Origin of the sequence: Microbacterium sp. SGAir0570, assembly GCF_005491085.2 — a bacterium.
GTDB classification, from domain to species: Bacteria; Actinomycetota; Actinomycetes; order Actinomycetales; family Microbacteriaceae; genus Microbacterium; species Microbacterium arborescens.
In genome coordinates this window covers 1,052,656-1,071,279 of sequence record NZ_CP027929.1, presented here as the reverse complement: position 1 = coordinate 1,071,279, position 18,624 = coordinate 1,052,656, and the positions used below count along the sequence as shown (strand labels likewise).

The following is an 18,624-nucleotide window of genomic DNA, read 5'->3' as shown; positions in this document are numbered from 1 at the left end:
CCGCCGCTGAGCACGCACCGTCTCCGCGACGACGTACCAGATGGCGTACGTTCTCGCGGTGAAGGTACGTTCTCGCGGCGCCGGCTCGGGAAAAGCCGAAGGCCGCCCCACACCTGGGACGGCCTTCGCAAGAATGTTTTGCGCGATTGTGCGCGGAGTCGCTCTCCTTAGCGGCGGAGACCGAGGCGCTCGATCAGCGTACGGTAACGCTGGATGTCGAGCTCCTGGAGGTAGCCGAGCAGTCGACGGCGCTGACCGACGAGCAGGAAGAGCCCACGGCGCGAGTGGTGGTCGTGCTTGTGGGTCTTGAGGTGCTCGGTGAGGTCCTTGATGCGCTGCGACATGAGCGCGACCTGCACCTCGGGGGATCCGGTGTCACCGGGGTGCGTCGCGTACTCTTCGATGATCGCCTTCTTGACGTCTGCTTCGAGTGCCATAGATGGGATCCCCTTCCTTCTCATTGCGCGGCGCCCGTCACCCGATGTGCGAGCTCTCTTTATCCGCGGCCGATCGAACGGCAACCGCTCCACTGTACCAGTCATCTAGGCTCGTCTGATGCGCCTGCGTCGGGATCACCTCATCGATCTGCGGCCGTTGACCACCTCCCCCGCCTTCGCGCGCATGTGGGTCGGCTCGACCCTCGCGGGTCTCGGGGGGCAACTGACGATCGTCGCGATCATGCTCCACATGTACGACCTGACGGCGTCGACGTTCGCCGTCGCGATGATCGCTGTCGCCGGGCTCGTGCCGATGATCATCGCCGGCCTCTACGGGGGCATGCTCGCCGACGCGTTCGACCGGCGGCGGGTCGCCCTCATCGCGGCATCCGTGACGTTCGCCTCGACGGCCGTCCTGATGGTCCTGACCTGGAGCGGTGGCGAGACGGTCGCGTGGCTGTACGCCATCGCGGTCGTGAACTCCGCGGCCAATTCGGTCGTCATGGCGGCACGGCAGGCGATCGTGCCGCGGCTGATCCCCCGCGAGCTGCTGCCCGCAGCCTCGGCGCTCGGGGGCATCACGATGGGCATCATGGTCTCGGTCGGGCCGGCCGCGGCCGGGCTGCTCGTGGCCTTCACCGGCTACGGCTGGACCTACACGATCGACCTCGTGCTGATGAGCGCCCTCTTCCTCGGCCTCTGGTCGTTGCCCAGCATTCGCCCGGAGGGCGCCGTCGTGCGCCCGGGGCTGCGCTCGCTCGCCGACGGCTGGCGATTCATCAAGCGGGCGAAGAACATCCGGCTGCAGTTCATCCTCGACATCATCGCGATGACCTTCGGGCAGCCCACCGCGCTCTTCCCGGCCATCGGGGCCGTCCTCCTCGGTGGCGGCGCGATCACCACGGGCCTGCTGACGGCCGCCATCGCCGTCGGAGCGTTCTTCTCGAGCCTGTTCTCGGGACCGATCGCGCGCTACCCGATGCACGGGCGCGGAATCGAGCGGGCGATCATCGCCTACGGCATCACGATCGCCCTGTTCGGCGGCGTCCTGCTCGCGGGCTCGCTGGGCGTGCTCTCCCCCGGAAACGTGGGCGAAGACTCCGCGAACGTCGCGCTCATCGCCCTCGCGGCGATCGCCCTGGCCGGGTCGGGCGCTGCCGACAACGTCAGCTCGATCTACCGGAACACAATGGTGCAGGCCGCCGTCCCCGACGCGATCCGGGGCCGCCTGCAGGGCCTGTTCATCGTCGTCGTGGCGGGCGGTCCGCGTCTGGGCGCGCTGTACGCCGGCACCCTCGCGACGGTCACGGCGCTGTGGTTCCCGCCGCTGCTCGGCGGGTTCATCATCGTCGGGCTGGTGGCGCTGCTCGTTCGCCTGGCCCCCGCGTTCCGTTCCTACGATGCGGCACACCCGACGCCCTGAGCCGGCCGAACCGGGGCCGATGACACGACGAGGGGCGGATGCCGCGGCATCCGCCCCTCGTGGGTATCCGGGCGATCAGGCCTGGATGGAGCCCTGCAGGTCGAGCTCGATCGTGACGTCCTTGCCGACGAGCACGCCGCCGGTCTCGAGCGCCGCGTTCCAGGTGAGGCCGAACTCCTCGCGGTTGATGACGGTCTTCGCCGTCGCGCCGGCCTTGTAGTTGCCCCACGGGTCGGTGCCGAAGCCACCGAACTCGACCTCGAAGGTCACCGGCTTGGTGACGTCCTTGATGGTGAGGTCGCCGTCGACGAGGAAGTCGCCGCCCTGCTGACGCACACCGGTCGAGACGAACGTGATGTTCGGGTACTTCTCGACGTCGAAGAAGTCGGCGCTGCGGAGGTGGTTGTCACGCCCCTCGTCCTTGGTGTTGATCGAGGCGACGTCGACCTTGGCGTCGAGCGTCAGCTCGAGCGGGTTCTCGGGGGCGACGATGGTCGCCTCGGCGACGGCGAAGGTGCCGCGCACCTTCGAGATCATCATGTGGCGGACGCTGAAGCCCACCTCGCTGTGGGAGGCGTCGAGCACCCAGGTGCCAGCCTTGTAACCGGGGATGTCGGTGGTCGTGGTCATGATCGTCCTTCGTCGTAGGTGTCCGGGAGGGGTCCGGCGTACAGGGGCGGCAACGCGACCCTCGCACAGCCTATTCCCGCGAATGTAAATTTTCGGTGGCCGAACGGCGACGGGCGGATGCCGCGTCGCGCAGCATCCGCCCGTCGAGAGGTATTCGCCCGCTCAGCCGACCGCGAGCAGGTCGATGATGAAGATCAGGGTCTTGCCGCCGAGAAAGTGGCCGCCGGCGGGGCCGTACGCCAGGCGCGGCGGGATCACGAGCTCGCGGCGTCCGCCGACCTTCATGCCCGGGATGCCGTCCTGCCAGCCCTGGATGAGTCCGCGCAGCGGGAACTGGATGCTCTCACCGCGGTTCCACGACGAGTCGAACTCCTCGCCGGAGGTGTACTCGACGCCGACGTAGTGGACGGTGACGGTGTCGCCGGGCTTGGCCTCGGCGCCGTCGCCGACGATCAGGTCGCGAACGACGAGGTCATCGGGCGCGGGACCCTCGGGGGCGTCGATCTCGGGCTTGGTGCGGTCGTCAGTCATGGTGTCCATCCAACCCGAGGGCGCGGGCCGGTGCAACGCGGCGCCCGTCCGAGCGCGCCTCTTGACGCGGCGCGGCGGCGGGAGGATCATGAGGGCAGGCCAACTCAGCGCCCGGGAGACATGCAGGCATCGCCGCAGCACCGGGCGCTGAGTCTTTCACCGGGCGGCGCCGTCCCGGTCCCGCGTCACGGGCGCAACAGCGTCTGGCGCAGGCGCGTGGCCCGGGCGAGATGCTCGCGCTCGTCGGCGAGGGCCCGATCGTCACGGCCGGTCAGCGCCCGCTGCCGCGCCGCAGCCAGACGCGTGGCCTCGGCGATGAAGGCGCGCATCGTCTCGCTGCGGTCACCGGGGAGGGTCCGCGCCCAGGCCAGCGCGCGCCGCCGGCCTCCCCCGGTGGCGAGGAGGTCGACCTCGACGGGGGTGAACCATCCCGCTGCCGCGTAGTCGTGGAGGCGCTCCCGCGTGAGCCGCGCCTCCTCGCGTCGCAGCAGCAGGACACCGAGCACGAATCCGATGAACAGGGGCACCTGCAGCGTGACGTAGAGAGCGAAGAAGTCGGCGAAGGCGGCCGAACCGTTCCAGAGCGCGTGCAGCAGGATCGCGACGGCGAGACCGGCCGCCCACGGCCCGAAGACGGCGCTGCCGCGCGCGCCGCGGCGCACCGCGAGTCCGACCGCGAACCCCGTGGCGGCGGTGAACATGACGTGCGCGAAGGGCGAGAGGATGCCGCGCAGCACGAAGGTCACCGACACCTGCGCGATACCGCCGGTGATCAGGCTGTCGGCGAAGTAGAGGATGTTCTCGGTGAAGGCGAAGCCGGCACCGATCATCGCGCCGTAGACCACGCCGTCGACGGGGCCGTCGAAGTACCGGCGGCCGATGCGGAGCATGAGGAGGACGCCGAGCCCCTTCGCGATCTCCTCCACGATCGGCGCCTGCACGACACTCCCCATCGCCTGCGCGAGCGGGTCGCGCGCGGGACCGGCCACGATCGTCACCAGCAGGTCGACGCCCAGCGCGATGACCACCGAGGCGACGGCTCCCCACCCGAGGGCGAGCCACAGCAGCCGCGGCGGCTCGGGCTCCCACCGATCGACGATGCGGACGGCCCAGAGCACGCCGAGCAGCGGAAGCAGGGCCAGCACCGCACCCACGATCGCCGCGAACCACCCCAGAAAGGAGACCAGGTAGGCGACGAGTCCGAGCAGCAGCAGCACGAGGACGGCGCCCACCCAGAGGGCGGCCCATCCCCCGGGGCGTGCCCGCACCGGCACGACGGGCGGCGACGTCGGTGCGGCCGGGATGGGACCGGGATGACCGGGCTGCGGCTGCGACAGGGGCGACGGGAACGACACGCCCCCACCCTAAGGCGCGAGCGGGCTCCGCCCGATGATGAGCAGCCCGCGCCGCGACCGAGTCGCGAGCCGGGTAGCCTGACAGTATGCGCTTTGCCCACGTGATGACCGCGGGGGCCGACGATCCCCGCCTCGTGCTCGTCGACGACGACCGGGCCACCTTCGTCGGCGACCTGTTCGCCGGCGCACCCGAGCGTCTGCAGCAGCTCATCGAGCTCGGTGACGACGGGCTCGCCCGCGTCGCCGATGCCTCGACGGGCGACGACGTCGCGTGGCACGGCATCGACGGTTCGGCGTTCGCGTCGGCCGTCCTGGCCCCGCCGATCGTCCTCGCCGTCGGCCTGAACTACGCGGCGCACTCGAGCGAGCTGGGCCTGAAGGCCGACACCGCACCCACCGTCTTCACCCTGTGGCCGAACTCGCTCACCGCTCACGAGGCCATCACGTCGTGGCCGCGGAGCCTCAGCGAGTCCGTCGACTACGAGGCCGAGCTCGGCGTCATCATCGGAACGGCGGCGAAGGATGTGACCGCCGACGCCGCCCTCGACCATGTCTGGGGCTACACCGTGGTCAACGACATCACCGCGCGCGACATCCAGTTCTCCGAGGCGCAGTGGTCGCGCTGCAAGTCGTTCGACGGGTTCACCCCGACGGGGCCGTACGTGGTGACCGCCGATGAGATCGCCGACCCGCAGGACCTCCACATCTGGGCGGTCGTCGACGGACAGACGGTGCAGGACGCCTCGACGGGGCAGATGATCCGATCGGTGGCCACGCTCGTCGCGCACCTCTCGACCGCGGCGACGCTGCTGCCCGGCACGCTCATCTCGACCGGCAGCCCGGGCGGAGCGGGCTACTCGCGCGACCCGCAGATCTTCCTGCGCGACCGCTCCGTCGTGACCGTCGGGATCGACGGGATCGGCGAGCTGCGGACGCACTGCCGCATCACGGACTGACCGCGCACCCGCAGCTCCCGCCGACCCGGAGTCCCACCTCGACGCGCACGCTTCGGCGCGCTGACCCGTCGCCCGGATCGTTCAGCAGCAGGTGGGCGGCGATGCGCCCCATGAGTTCCATCGGCTGACGCACGGTGGTGAGCGGGGGCGACGACATCCCCGCCGCCTGGATGCCGTCGAAGCCCGCGAGCCGGACGTCGTGCGGCACCTGCACGCCGCGGGCGTGCAGCACGTCGAGCGCAGCGAGCGCGATCTGATCGGTCGCGCACAGGACCGCGTCAGGCAGCGTGCCCGCGTGCGCCCGTGAGCTGAGCCCCGGGAAAACCGGCGCGCGCTCGAGCTCGACGGTGTCGATGATCTCCGCGCTCGCGCCGGGATGGGCCGCGACGGCCTCGAAGAAGGCAGCGCGGCGCTCGTCGGTGTCGAAGCCCGCGGGCGCGTCGATCCACCCGAAGGTGGAGACGCCGTGGACCTCGACGAAATGCTCGACGAGCATCCGCTCCCCGCCCGCGTTGTCGGCGAGGACGTGGTGCGCGTCGCCGAGCGGCGAGCTGAGCACGGCGACCGGAAGCGTCGACGACACCGAGCCGAGGGATGCCGTCACCGTCGGCCCCGGGAGGATCGCGAGGCCGTCGACCTGGCCCGCCGTGTCGGCGATCTCGGATGCTCCCAGGCCCCCGGTGCTGAGCAGCACCGCGGTGCCGGCCCGTTTGCACTCGAGCACGAAGCCGCGCTGGATCTCGTCGACGTAGAGCGGGAAGGTGCGCGGAGCACTCCGGCGGACGTCCTCGTCGGCGTCCCAGGCGATCAGGTCGACGTCGAGGTCGAGCTCGGCGAGATCGGTGAGCCCGGGTGGCGGCGTCGGCCCGGCGGACGGCGCGCCCGCGGACAGCCCCGTCTCGACGGGCGGCGCCGATTCGACCAGCAGGTCGAACAGGTGCAGCCCGAGCACACCGGTGCGGCCGCGTGCGAGGTTCCGGGCCGATCCGCTCGGGACGTATCCGAGCTCGCGCGCGACACGCAGCACCGTGTCACGCGTCTCGGTGCGCACCTTGTCGGGGCGCCGGAACGCGAAGGAGACCGTCGCGATCGACACCCCGGCCCGTTCCGCGACGTCGTACACCGTGGGCCGTCCGACCACCATGACTACCTCGATTCCCCGGGGAGTCTACCGACGCGCCTCACGCCGGCACGATCGACAGCCCGGTCCCCCGCGGGAAGATCGGCTCGTCCGTGTCGCCCGGGACGTCGGTCCGGGAGCGGCGCACGGCCTCCATCGATCGCGGGATCTCGACCGGCAGCGTTCCCCGCGGCGGCACGGCGCCGGTGAGAGCGGCGAGCACCGCGGCATCCGAGCTGCCGTAGTCGGCGACGATCGCCGAGGCGATGGGGACGAAGGGGGTGAGCACGGCGGGCCTGTCGAGACCGACGACCAGCACCAGCGGGGCGTGGGCGGCGACACGGCCCAACCGCGACACGAGTCCGGGCCCGAAGTCGAGAGAACCCTGGTGGAACCACTTCTCGAGGAACAGGTCGTCGCGGGGCTCGAAGGGCGCTCCGACACGGACGATCGCGACGTCGGCATCCTCGGGCCGCTCGACGCGGTCGCCGTACGCGGCGAGTGCGCTGTCGCCGACGTTCTCGGCGTAGATCCTCAGCCGGGGCTCCGAGCGGATGGGCAGCACGTCGTCGCGGTTCTGCAGGACGGTCAGCGACTCCGCCTGCGCGCGGGTCCCGAGCTCGCGGAAATCGGCGTTGCCGACGATGCGCTCGGCCGCGTCCTCGTCGACGTACGGGTCGTCGAAGAGGCCCAGCCGGAACTTCACGAGCAGGATGCGGCGGGCGGACACGTCGATGCGCTCGAGGGGCACGGTGCCGGACTCGACGAGGTCGACCAGCAGCTCCGTGCACTCCTCGCCGCCGAACTGGTCGACACCGGCATCCAGCAGCCGCAGCATCCGCTCGGTGGGGTCGAGATCCTCGACGCCCCACGCCCGCGCCGGCAGCACCTGATCGCCGACGTGATTGTCGTTGACGAGCTCCCAGTCCGTGACGACGACGCCGTCGTAGCCGAGCTCGTCGCGCAGGAGGTCCGTCACGATCTGACGGTTGTAGGCGAACCCCACCTCGGCGATCGGCACCCCGTTCCGCTCGAGTCCGACGGGCATGCCGTAGTACGGCATCATGCCGGCCGTGCCGCGCCGGATCGCCTCGCGGAAGGGCTCGAGGTGGTAGTCGAACATGCCGCCCGGGTACACCTGCTCGCGGCCGTACGGGAAGTGCGCGTCCTCGCCGTCGAGCTGAGGCCCGCCGCCCGGGAAGTGCTTCGTCGTGCAGGCGACGCTCTCGGTACCGAGCTCGTCGCCCTGGAAGCCCCGGAGGTAGGCGGCGGTGATCTGCGAGACCCGTTCGGCATCGAAGCCGAAGGTCTGCGCCTGCCGCCCCCATCGCGCCTCCGTGGGCAGGTCGATCTGCGGATGCAGCGCGGCTCGGATGCCGACCGCGCAGTACTCGCGTCGGGCGACGTCGGCGAACTGCTCGATGACCTCGAGGTCGTCGAGAGCGGCGAGACCCAGCGGCTCGGGCCACTGCGAGAACGGTCCCGCCGAGAAGGCGACCCCGGTGTTCTCGACGAAGGCGTGCCGCGGATCCGTGCTGATCGTGACCGGGACGCCGTGCGGCGTGCGCTCGGCGAGACGCTGGAGGTTGTTGTTCCAGCGCGCGCCCTCGCGGGCGGTCCGGATGGCGTGCACGTTGAAGTGCGTCATGTTCTTGCCGACCACGACATCGGTCGTGGGCGACTTCGAGATGGCCCCCGGCGTCTCGAGGAGCTCGCCGTCGGGGCCGATCTCGATGACGGTCTGGAACATGAGGCCGATCTTCTCGGCCGGCGACATCCGGCCGAGAAGATCGTCGGTGCGTTCCTCGGGGGTCAGGCGCGGGTCCTCGTACGGGTCGAGGATGCCGTTGCCGTTGAGGTCGCGGAAGCGGGTTCCGTCGGGGGCGGTGTGGAATTCGGGTCGCATGAGGGACTTTCGATCGTGGGGGGACGGATGCGGCGACGCGGAGGTCCGCGCGAGGGTCACTTCAGGCCGGTGGTGGCAACGCCCCGGATGAACCAGCGCTGCAGGAACACGAACAGCACGATGATGGGCGCGATGACGAGCACCGAGCCGGCCAGGAGCAGTCCGTAGTTGGTCGCGTTCTGCCCCGTGGAGTAGAGCGACAGCGCCACGGGGAGCGTGTACATCTCCTCGGTCTGGGCGGCCACCAGGGGCCACAGGAAGTTGTTCCATGAGGCGAGGAACGTCAGGATGCCGAGGGTCGCGAGCGGCGGCCCGCACAGCGGCATCACGATGCGCGAGAAGATGCGCCACTCCCCCGCCCCGTCGAGGCGCGCCGCCTCCAGCAGCGCGTCGGGAATGCCCATGATGAACTGCCGCATGAGGAACACGCCGATGGGGGCGGTGATGAAGGGCAGGATGAGCGCGGGATAGGTGTTGACGAGCCCGAGCGAGGAGACCATCACGAACAGGGGCACGAAGGTGACGACTCCCGGCACCATGAGCGTCACCATGACGAGGACGAAGAGCGCCTTCTTGCCGGGGAACTCCATCTTCGCCAGGGCATAGCCCACCATCGAGCAGAACACGATGTTGCCGAGGACGGTGACGACCGCGACGATGAGGCTGTTGGCGAAGAAGTGGCCGAAGTCCAAAGGCCCGAACCACTGCGCGAAGTTCTCGCCCGTCGGGTTCTCCGGGAACCACGTGGGCGGACGGCGCAGGATCTCGCCCTGCGTCTTGACCGATCCCAGCACCATCCACAGGAACGGGATGAGCCAGAGGGCGAGTCCGACCGTCAGGACGGTGTAGGTGATCGCGCGCGGGCCGAACCGACGGCGACGGCGCCGGGGAGCGGGCGGTGGCGTGACGGTGTCCACCACGGGAGCGGGGATGGTTGTCATCGGGTCAGTCCTTCGAACGGAGCAGCCGGAACTGCAGCAGGCTCAGCAGCGCGATGGCCAGGAACAGGACGTAGCTGGCGGCTGACGCCAGGCCGTATTCGCCGAAGCCGAACTGCTGGAAGGTGTAGTACGCGACCGACAGGGTGGAGTCGAGCGGCCCGCCCTTGGTCATGACGAACGCCTCCTCGAAGAACTGCAGGTAGCCGACGGAGATGAGCACCGCGCCGAGGAGGATCGTCGGCCGCAGCAGCGGAAGGGTGACCGAGGTCAGACGCCGCCAGGCTGATGCGCCGTCCATCGTCGCGGCCTCGTTGACGTCCTGAGGCACGGCCTGCAGGCCCGCGAGGAAGATGACCATGAGCGTGCCGACGTTGCGCCACACCGCCATCATGATCAGCGACGGCAGAGCGAAAGCGGGATCGTTCAGCCAGTTGGGACCGTCGATGCCGACGAGGGCGAGGGCCGAGTTGAGAAGGCCGTCGGGCTGGAGGATGTACCGCCAGACGACCGCGACCGCCACGATGCTCGTGACCACCGGTGCGTAGAAGCCGACCCGGAAGAACGCGACGATGCGCCCGCCGCCGCTGTTGAGTGCCAGGGCGAGGGCGAGGGCCAGCACCATCGTGACCGGGATGCCCACCACGACGAAGATCGCGGTGACCCCGAGGGAGGTGAGGAAGCGCGGGTCGCCGAAGAGCGTCGCGAACTGTTGGAACCAGACGAAGTTCACCGCGAAGGGCGAAGTGATGTCACGCGCCGTGAAGTCCGTGAACGACATCGCGAACGAGCCGACGATCGGGAACAGCATGAAGACGGCGAAGACCGCGACGAAGGGCAGGCAGAACGCCCAGGCGATGAGGGCCTGGCGCTTGCGCTGCCTCGCGTGCAGCCCGCCGGGGCGGGAGGCCCCGCGGCCGGAGTCGACTCCGGCCGCGGGGAGGGTGGTGGTGGACATCGAGGTCACTCGAGTCCGATCGCGTCGGCGTCGGCCTGCAGCTTCTGCAGCACCGCGGGAACGTCGGCGCCGCCGCGGCGCAGCTGCTCGAGGGCCTGGTCGCCCTTCGCGGCGACCTGCACCCAGCTGGTCGTCACGGGCGGAGCCTTGGCGGTCTGGAGCTGTTCGCCGAAGGTCGTCAGGCTCGCGTCGTCTGCCAGCGCAGGAGCGTCCCACGCCGCCTGGAGAGCGGGCAGGTCACCCGTCGTCTCGTAGAAGGCCGCCTGGGTCTCCGGCTCGCTGAGCCAGCGGACGAGCTTCCACGCCGATTCGGCGTTCTTGCTCTGGTTGAACACGACGAGGTTGGCGCCGCCGCTGAACGAGACCGACCCGGTGTCGGCGGGCAGGACCGCTGTGGCGTACTTCGAGGCGAAGTCGGGGCCGCCCAGCAGCTCGAGCTGACCACGCAGGAACGGGCCCTCGACGACCATCGGGGTGGTCCCGGCCACGAACTCGGCCTCCGTGGCTCCGGCCGAGATGTCGGCGTTCGCGTCGGCGAGGCCCGTGTCGAAGAAGCTCTTGTAGTACTCCAGCCCCGTGGTCATCTCGGGGGTGTCGAGCGTCCAGGCGTCACCGTCGGTGAGCTCGGCACCGGCAGACCACGGCATCCACATCGCGCCCTGGAACGAGTCGTTACCGCCCGGCATCCGGATGCCGTACTCGGCGCCGGCCTTGTCCTTCATGTCGGCGGCGAGCTGCTGCAGTTCGTCCCACGTGGTGGGAGCCTGCGTCCAGCCCGCCTGCTGCGCGAGATCGGTCCGGTAGTAGAGCACCCGCGTGTCGACGTACCAGGGCACGCCGGCGGCGCGGTCGTCGAACTCCGTCGTGCTGAGGGCACCGGGGAAGAAGCCGTCGGTCGCGATCTCGGCCGGGACGGTGGCGAACGCGTCGCCGAAGTCGGCCATCCACGTCGAGCCGACCATGGCGACATCGGGGGTGTTCCCGCCGGCGATCGCCGTCTGGAACTTGTTGTGCGCCGCGTCCCACGGAATGGCGGTGACGTCGATCTTCACGTCCGGGTTCGCTTCCTGGAACTTCTCGACGAACGCGGGCAGCGCTTCGCCCTCGGCACCCATCGCCCACACGCTGATCGTGCCCGTCGCCGGGCTGTCGTCGATCGTGGTGACCTCAGCAGGTCCGGCAGCCGACTCGTCCGCCCGGCCGCAGCCGGTCAGGATGAGCGACACCGCGGCCAGGGTGGCGATGCCACCTGCCACTGTCTTGAACTTCACGTCTTCCTCCTTGAATCGCGGGATCGCCGCGGCGATCAAAGCGCTTAACCTCTGCGCCGTCGTCGAGTTTAAGCGCTTTGAGCGCCAAGACGCAATCGCGCCCGGGAGTCCTGAGCCGGGCATGAGGAAGCCCCCGCGGATCGGATCCGCGGGGGCTTTCGGTGTTGGCGTCGGCTCAGTACCGCGCGGAAGAGCAGGGCTGGGTCTGACCCCAGACCGTCACGGTGTCGGCCCCTTCCACGACGCAGGTCTGGTAGATCTCGTTCGCCATGTTGCCGAAGACGGTGAACAGCACGATCGCCACGACGACGCCGATGACCATGAGCACGGAGCTGATGATGATCGCGGCGAGCGCGAACCCGTTCTTGTGCCCCGCCTTCTTGCTCTGGACGAGCGCGACGATGCCAAGGACGAGGGCGACGAGCTGCGCGAAGAACGACAGGACGAAGGCGACGATACCGAGGGTCTTGCCCGGGATCGGTGCGTTGGGGTTGCCGTATGAGGCGTCGGAGGATGACGTCGGGTACGCCGGTGGCTGGTAGGCCGGAGGCTGCGGCGCGGACGGGTTGTTCGGGTCGGTCATGGGATCCCCCGGTCGGTCGGTAAGAGGTGGACTTCTCGACGTTAGCGAGAGCCGACCCCCCGGCACAAAGGGGTGGTCAGCCCGACACGCTCTCCTCAGCGTCGGCGAGGACGATCGGGATGGCCGCCGTCACGGCCTGCAGCCCCGACAGCCGCGCGGGCGAGAGCTGCTTGTCGACCTCCTCGCGCGACATCAACCCCGCCTCGACGACGAGGTCGCCCACGTTGCGGTGGGTCAGCAGTGCCGTCTTGGCGAGGGCCGCCGCCGCCGCGTAGCCGATGAAGGGGGTGAGCGCCGTGACCACGCCGACCGACGAACCGACCATCGCGCCCAGCCGCTCGCGGTTGGCGGTGATGCCGTCGACGCAGTTGACGCGCAGTGTGCGCATGGCCCGCCGCATCCACGTGATCGACTGGAAGATCGAGTGGGCGATGATCGGTTCGAATGCGTTGAGCTGCAGCTGTCCACCCTCGACCGCCATCGTCACCGTCAGGTCGGCGCCGGCGACGGCGAACGCGACCTGGTTGACCACTTCCGGGATCACCGGGTTCACCTTGCCGGGCATGATGCTCGACCCCGCCTGGCGCGCCGGGAGATTGATCTCGCCCAGGCCCGCCTGGGGGCCGCTCGAGAGCAGGCGCAGGTCGTTGCTGATCTTCGAGAGCTTGATGGCGTTGCGCTTGAGCGACGAGGAGAACGACATGAACGCGCCGGTGTCGCTCGTCGATTCGACGAGGTCGACGGCGCTGGAGAGGTCGAGGCCGGTGATCTCGCGCAGGTGGCGGACGACCGCGGGACGGTATTCCGGATGCGTCGTGATGCCCGTGCCGATGGCGGTCGCACCCATGTTGATCTCGTAGAGGAGCGACGCGTTCTCGCCGAGGCGGGAGTGGTCCTCACCCAGGGTCGTCGCGAAGCCGTGGAACTCCTGTCCGAGCGTCATCGGAACGGCATCCTGAAGCTGCGTGCGCCCGACCTTGAGCACGTCGTGGAACTCGACGGCCTTCGCCAGGAACGATTCGCGCAGCAGCGCCAGCTCGTCGAGCAGCCCCTGCAGGTCGAGGGCGAGACCGACCTTGATCGCCGTCGGGTAGACGTCGTTGGTGGACTGGCTGCGGTTCGTGTGGTCGATCGGCGAGAGGAAGCCGTAATCGCCCTTGGGGCGGCCGGCCAGCTCGAGGGCGATATTGGTGATGACCTCGTTGGCGTTCATGTTCGTCGAGGTGCCGGCACCGCCCTGGACGACGCCGACCACGAACTGGTCGTGGTACTCGCCGTCGATGACGAGCTGCGCGGCCCGGTCGATCAAGTCGGCGCGCTCGGCGTCGAGCACGCCGATCTCCCGGTTCGCACGCGCCGAGGCCTGCTTGACCATCGCGAGGGCCCGGACCAGGTCGCGATAGACGGAGATCGGCCGCTGCGAGATCGGGAAGTTCTCGAGTGCGCGAGCGGTGTGCACGCCCCAGTAGGCGTCGGCGGGGATTTCGAGCGAACCGAGCGAATCGGTCTCGGTGCGGGTGGCGGGAGTGGACGACATCATGCACGGGTCCTTGTGGGTCTCACGGCGATGGGAGGGACGATCCCAGCCTAGTCAGCGCTTGCGGGAAAACGCCTCGAGACGCTCCTGCGGCGAAAGCCGCGCCATCTCGGCGACCCACTCGGCGGAGAAGTATTCGCCCGTCGGAGCGTCGACGACGGGCACGACGGTGTGGGTGATCACGTCGTCGTAGACGTGCACCAGCTGGAACGCCTGGCCGGCGTCCATTCCGTTGACCGCCTGCGGCGGGCGCTGGAGGTTCATCGTGTAGCAGGTGGCCGACGCGACCGAGACCGGAACGCCCGCGAATGTCCCGGAGGTGGAGTAGTGCAGGTGACCGGCGAGGATGCCGCGCACGTCGGTCCCCGCGATGGTCTCCGCCAGCGCCTCCTGATGACGCAGCTCGAGGATGTCGAAGAACGGCACGTGGCTCGGCAGCGGCGGATGGTGCATCGCGAGGATCGTGCCGTGGGGCGCGGGCTCGGACAGGATCCCGCGCAGCCAGTCGCGCTGATCCGCATCGATGTCACCGTGGTGCCAGCCCGGGACCGTGGAGTCGAGGGCGACGAGCCGCAGTCCCGACAGGTCCCACACCCCGGTCAGCGGCTCCTGGGACGACGGTCCGCCGAACAGGCCCATGCGCATCGCGTCGCGTTCGTCGTGATTGCCGGCCACCCACACGATCGGCGCCGCCAGCCGTTCCGCCACGGGTTCGACCGCGTCGCGGAGGCGGCGATACGCGTCCGGCTCGCCGAGGTCGGTGAGGTCACCGGTGAAGACCAGCGCGTCGGGTCGGACGCCGGTGCGCTCGACGGCCGCGAGGGTGGCGTCGAGGTTCGCCTCGACGTCGTAGCGCCCGCCGAGCGCAGCGCCACCCGCCAGCAGGTGCGTGTCGCTGATATGGACGAGGACGTGACCGGCGGGCTCATGACGACCGAAACGCACGGATGCCGCACGGTCGCGAGGCTGTGTGGAACCGTCCGACGGCGCTGCTGAAGTCATGGCCACAGCCTATGCCGGGGGTCCTACCGCCCCGCCACGATGAGGACGATGCCCCCGAGGACGGCGAGCCCGCAGAGTGCGAAGGCGCCGTAGGCGGCCACGAGCGCGACCCTCTTCTGGGCCGCCGTCAGCGGGTTCTTCTTCGCCGCCTTGGCCGCGGCCTTCGCGTGGCGGCGCGCCTGCTTCTCGCTGATGACCGCGATCGCGTCGGTGAACTCCGCGGGAGTCACGACCGGCACGCGGCCCGCACGAACCAGCATCCGCAAGCCGAACGCGTAGAAGCCGACGACGAGCACGGCGCCGGTGATGGCCGCCGCGAACACCTGGACGAAGGCGAACCAGTCGATCGAGACGTTCATCGCTCGCCCTCCGTCTGCTCCGAGCCCGACTTCCTCGCCGCGGCCGCCGCCTTCGCGCGCCGCTGCCGCCGCGTGGGCGGCGGATCGGCCGGCACCTCGACGGCGAGACCGGAATCGGCGACCTCGCTCATCGCGTTGCCCGCGTGCACCTCGTTGCGACGCGAGCGGAGGAACAGCGCGAGGACGATCGCGACGGCGGCGATCGCATCGATGACGATGCCCACCGGCCCGAACCACACCACGAGCAGAGCGGCGACGGCGCCCACGGCCCCCGAGGCGGGAAGGGTCAGCAGCCAGCCGACCGCGATGCGGCCCACCGTGGCCCAGCGGACCGTCGAGCCGCGGCGTCCGAGTCCGGAGCCGATCACCGAGCCCGACGCGACCTGCGTCGTCGACAGCGCGAAGCCGAGGGCGCTCGAGGCGAGGATCGTCGACGCGGTCGACGCCTCGGCCGAGAACCCCTGGGCGGGCTTGACGTCGGTGAGCCCCTTGCCGAGAGTGCGGATGATGCGCCATCCCCCCATGTAGGTGCCGAGCGCGATCGTGACGGCGCACGCCACGATGACCCACAGCTGGGGCTCGGCGTGCTCGGCGCTCTGCCAGCCGGCCGCGATGAGGGCGAGGGTGATGACGCCCATGGTCTTCTGCGCGTCATTGGTGCCGTGCGCGAGCGCGACGAGAGAGGAGGTGAAGATCTGCCCCCAGCGGAAGCCGTCGCGACCATCGGGCTTGCCGTCGTGGCGACGGGTCACGGCGTAGGCGACCTTCGTCACGGTGAACGCGATGACACCGGCCGTCACGGGCGCGATCAGCGCGGGCAGGATGATCTTGCTCAGCACGACGCCGAAGTCGATCGCCATCGCCCCGACACCCACGAGGGTCGCGCCGATGAGCCCGCCGAAGAGGGCGTGGGACGAACTCGACGGGAGTCCCAGCAGCCACGTCAGCATGTTCCACGTGATCGCGCCGATCAGCCCCGCGAAGATCAGCGGCAGCAGCGCGGTGGCGGCGAGCTGATCCTCGTGGATGATCCCGTGCGAGACGGTCTTGGCGACCTCCGTCGACAGGAATGCTCCGACGAGATTGAGGCCGGCGGCCAGGAGGACGGCGACCTTGGGCTTGAGCGCCCCCGTCGCGATCGGCGTCGCCATCGCGTTGGCGGTGTCGTGGAAGCCGTTGGTGAAGTCGAAGAAGAGTGCCAGTCCGATGACCAGCAGAAGAATGAGTACAGCGGTTTCCACTGTGCGCTCTCTGTGCGTGCGGGCCCGCGAACACGGGTCCTCGAGTACGGATCGGGATGCCGCGGCAGCGGCGGGCGCGAACGAAGAGTTCACCGTCTGTTCAGGGTCCGGCAACCGGACCATCGAATCCTGCCACACCATCGCCGTCACCGTGAATCCGAGCGGCCGGATCGGGCGGTCACGGCGCTAGCGTGGAACGGTGACCGACACCCGCGACATCCTCAGCCCCTCTTCCTCCGACGCTCCCGCGGCCCCTGTCGCGGCCGTGCGCGAGCACCGCCGCACCCACCACGGCGACGAGTTCGTCGACCGGTACGAGTGGCTGCGCGAGAAGGACGACGCCGAGGTGATCGCGCACCTCGAGGCGGAGAACGCGTACACCGACGCCCGCACGGCGCACCTGAGCGGGCTGCGCGAGCGGATCTTCGAGGAGATCAAGGGCCGCACGCTCGAGACCGACCTCTCTGTTCCGAGCCGCCGCGGCGACTGGTGGTACTACAGCCGCACCGTCGAAGGCAGCCAGTACGGCATCCACTGCCGCGCTCCCCTCGCGTCGCCCGACGACTGGACGCCTCCGCAGCTCGAGCCCGGCGTCGATGTCGCCGGCGAGCAGGTGCTTCTCGACGGCAACGTCGAGGCCGAAGGCGCGGAGTTCTTCTCGCTCGGGAGCTTCGAGGTCTCCGCCGACGGTTCCCTGCTGCTCTACGGCGTCGACACCGAGGGCGACGAGCGATACACGCTGCGCCTTCGCGACATCGCCACCGGCGAGAACCTGCCCGACGAGATCACCGGGACCTTCGCGGGAGCCTCGCTGTCACCGGACGGCCGATTCGTCGTCTACTCCACGGTGGATGACGCGTGGCGACCGGACTCGGTCTGGCTGCACGAGATCGGCACCGACACGGCATCCGACGAGCGTCTGTTCCACGAGCCCGACGAGCGCTACTGGGTGGGTGCGGGCTTCACGCGCAGCGACCGCTACCTCGTGATCGAGGTCGGCTCGTCGATCACGAGCGAGGAGTTCCTCGTGCCGGCGGACGACCTGCGGGCCGAACCCCGGTCGGTGTGGCCGCGGCGCGAGGGCGTGGAGTACTCCGTCTCGCACGCGGTCGTGGCCGGCGAGGACGTGCTCTATGTTCTGCACAACGAGGACGCGCTCGACTTCGAGCTCGTCCGGGTCTCGGCCGCCGACCCGACGGGTGCGCGCGAGGTCGTGCTCCCCCACGAGCCGGGACGCCGCCTCGAAGGGCTCTCGACCTTCCGCGACTGGGCGCTGCTCGGCTACCGGCGCGACGGACTGCAGCGTCTGGGCATCTTCGACTACGGTTCGGGCTCGGTCACCGAGCTCGAGTTCGACGAGCCGCTCTACACCGTGGGCTCCGGCGGCAACCCCGAGTGGGCGCCGCCCGTGCTGCGTCTGGGCTACGGCTCGTTCGTCACCCCCGGCACCGTCTACGACTACGTCGTCGCCACCGGCGAGCTGCTGCTGCGCAAGCGCCAGCCGGTGCTGGGCGGATACGACCCCGCGGACTACGAGCAGCGACGGGTGTGGGCGACGGCCGACGACGGGACACTCATCCCGGTCTCGGTCGTGTGGAAGCGGTCGTTCGGCGACCCCGCCGAGAGCGAGGGCGGACAGCCGCGCGCGCTGCACCTGTACGGCTACGGATCGTACGAGCACTCGATCGACCCGGCGATGTCGGTGGCGCGCCTGTCGCTCCTCGACCGCGGCGTCGTGTTCGCCGTCGCCCACGTGCGAGGCGGCGGCGAGATGGGGCGCCAGTGGTACGAGGACGGCAAGCTGCTGCACAAGCGCAACACGTTCACCGACTTCGTCGCCGTCGCCCGCCACCTCGTCGAGACCGGCTACACCACACCCGATCGGATGACCGCCGAGGGCGGGTCGGCCGGCGGGCTCCTCATGGGCGCCGTCGCGAACCTCGCCCCCGAGCTGTTCTCGGGCGTCCTCGCCGCCGTGCCGTTCGTCGACGCGCTCACGACGATCCTCGACCCGTCGCTGCCCCTGACCGTGATCGAGTGGGACGAATGGGGCGACCCGCTGCACGACCCCGACGTGTATGCCTACATGAAGTCGTACTCGCCGTACGAGAACGTCCGCGCGGACGCCACCTACCCCCGCATCCTCGCGGTCACCTCACTCAATGACACTCGTGTGATGTACGTCGAGCCCGCGAAGTGGGTCGCCCGGCTGCGGGAGGTCGGGGCCGACGCGTTGCTGAAGTGCGAGATGGTGGCCGGCCACGGTGGGGTGAGCGGCCGGTACAACTCGTGGCGCGAGCGCGCGTTCGAGCTCGCGTGGCTGCTCGACGTCGTCGGCCTGGCCGACCAGCCGGCCTGAGACCACCCGAGGGGCGCT

The 18,624-nt window shown here is 69.9% G+C and carries 17 protein-coding genes; 3 read left to right on the top strand and 14 right to left on the bottom strand.

The window, feature by feature from the left end:
• Window positions 1-167 precede the first annotated feature (167 nt).
• Window positions 168-437, bottom strand: a complete 270-nt coding sequence (gene rpsO / locus C1N74_RS05000) for a 30S ribosomal protein S15 (protein ID WP_023951820.1) — start codon at window positions 435-437, stop codon at window positions 168-170.
• Window positions 438-555: 118 nt separating this feature from the next.
• Between rpsO and C1N74_RS04995 the strand changes: the two genes are divergently transcribed.
• Entirely contained in the window at window positions 556-1,860 is a 1,305-nt protein-coding gene (locus tag C1N74_RS04995) for an MFS transporter (RefSeq protein ID WP_023951822.1), read from the top strand.
• Between the two features lie 75 nt (window positions 1,861-1,935).
• Here the strand turns inward: C1N74_RS04995 and C1N74_RS04990 are convergent, their stop codons facing one another.
• The 3 genes from C1N74_RS04990 to C1N74_RS04980 all read right to left on the bottom strand — a co-directional run bounded on the left by C1N74_RS04990 (window position 1,936) and on the right by C1N74_RS04980 (window position 4,376).
• Window positions 1,936-2,490 carry a YceI family protein gene (locus C1N74_RS04990; protein ID WP_023951824.1) on the bottom strand — a complete coding sequence of 185 codons (555 nt, stop codon included), beginning with the start codon at window positions 2,488-2,490 and terminating at the stop codon, window positions 1,936-1,938.
• A gap of 162 nt (window positions 2,491-2,652) precedes the next feature.
• On the bottom strand, window positions 2,653-3,021 hold the full coding sequence (locus tag C1N74_RS04985) for an FKBP-type peptidyl-prolyl cis-trans isomerase (RefSeq protein ID WP_137750107.1): 369 nt from the start codon (window positions 3,019-3,021) through the stop codon (window positions 2,653-2,655).
• 185 nt (window positions 3,022-3,206) lie between these two features.
• Window positions 3,207-4,376 carry a PrsW family intramembrane metalloprotease gene (locus C1N74_RS04980; protein ID WP_137750106.1) on the bottom strand — a complete coding sequence of 390 codons (1,170 nt, stop codon included), beginning with the start codon at window positions 4,374-4,376 and terminating at the stop codon, window positions 3,207-3,209.
• A gap of 86 nt (window positions 4,377-4,462) precedes the next feature.
• On the opposite strand from C1N74_RS04980, the gene C1N74_RS04975 reads away from it, so the two are divergent.
• Window positions 4,463-5,332 carry a fumarylacetoacetate hydrolase family protein gene (locus tag C1N74_RS04975; RefSeq protein WP_023951829.1) on the top strand — a complete coding sequence of 290 codons (870 nt, stop codon included), beginning with the start codon at window positions 4,463-4,465 and terminating at the stop codon, window positions 5,330-5,332.
• Here C1N74_RS04975 and C1N74_RS04970 read toward each other — a convergent pair.
• The 10 genes from C1N74_RS04970 to C1N74_RS04925 form a co-directional block, all read right to left on the bottom strand.
• Window positions 5,322-6,476, bottom strand: a complete 1,155-nt coding sequence (locus C1N74_RS04970) for a LacI family DNA-binding transcriptional regulator (RefSeq protein ID WP_023951832.1) — start codon at window positions 6,474-6,476, stop codon at window positions 5,322-5,324. The two genes, C1N74_RS04975 and C1N74_RS04970, sit on opposite strands and share 11 nt — an antisense overlap.
• 37 nt (window positions 6,477-6,513) lie before the next feature.
• Window positions 6,514-8,358: a glycoside hydrolase family 3 protein gene (locus C1N74_RS04965; RefSeq protein ID WP_137750105.1), complete on the bottom strand. Its 1,845-nt coding sequence runs from the start codon at window positions 8,356-8,358 to the stop codon at window positions 6,514-6,516.
• Between the two features lie 56 nt (window positions 8,359-8,414).
• Entirely contained in the window at window positions 8,415-9,299 is an 885-nt protein-coding gene (locus tag C1N74_RS04960) for a carbohydrate ABC transporter permease (protein WP_023951834.1), read from the bottom strand.
• A gap of 4 nt (window positions 9,300-9,303) precedes the next feature.
• Window positions 9,304-10,254 carry a carbohydrate ABC transporter permease gene (locus C1N74_RS04955; RefSeq protein ID WP_137750104.1) on the bottom strand — a complete coding sequence of 317 codons (951 nt, stop codon included), beginning with the start codon at window positions 10,252-10,254 and terminating at the stop codon, window positions 9,304-9,306.
• Between the two features lie 5 nt (window positions 10,255-10,259).
• Window positions 10,260-11,525, bottom strand: a complete 1,266-nt coding sequence (locus C1N74_RS04950; protein ID WP_023951836.1) for an extracellular solute-binding protein — start codon at window positions 11,523-11,525, stop codon at window positions 10,260-10,262.
• Between the two features lie 175 nt (window positions 11,526-11,700).
• On the bottom strand, window positions 11,701-12,108 hold the full coding sequence (locus tag C1N74_RS04945) for a DUF4190 domain-containing protein (RefSeq protein WP_023951837.1): 408 nt from the start codon (window positions 12,106-12,108) through the stop codon (window positions 11,701-11,703).
• Between the two features lie 76 nt (window positions 12,109-12,184).
• Window positions 12,185-13,645, bottom strand: a complete 1,461-nt coding sequence (locus C1N74_RS04940; protein WP_103842010.1) for an aspartate ammonia-lyase — start codon at window positions 13,643-13,645, stop codon at window positions 12,185-12,187.
• 54 nt (window positions 13,646-13,699) lie between these two features.
• Window positions 13,700-14,647: a phosphodiesterase gene (locus C1N74_RS04935; protein ID WP_137750103.1), complete on the bottom strand. Its 948-nt coding sequence runs from the start codon at window positions 14,645-14,647 to the stop codon at window positions 13,700-13,702.
• 23 nt (window positions 14,648-14,670) lie between these two features.
• On the bottom strand, window positions 14,671-15,006 hold the full coding sequence (locus C1N74_RS04930; protein WP_023951841.1) for a hypothetical protein: 336 nt from the start codon (window positions 15,004-15,006) through the stop codon (window positions 14,671-14,673).
• Window positions 15,003-16,247 (bottom strand): inorganic phosphate transporter, encoded by a 1,245-nt coding sequence (locus C1N74_RS04925; RefSeq protein WP_064956942.1) that lies wholly within the window; start codon window positions 16,245-16,247, stop codon window positions 15,003-15,005. The genes C1N74_RS04930 and C1N74_RS04925 overlap by 4 nt, the downstream gene beginning before the upstream one ends.
• Window positions 16,248-16,446: 199 nt before the next feature.
• Here C1N74_RS04925 and C1N74_RS04920 point away from each other — a divergent pair, with 199 nt between their 5' ends.
• Entirely contained in the window at window positions 16,447-18,606 is a 2,160-nt protein-coding gene (locus tag C1N74_RS04920) for a S9 family peptidase (protein WP_375538052.1), read from the top strand.
• The last annotated feature ends 18 nt before the right edge of the window (window positions 18,607-18,624 follow it).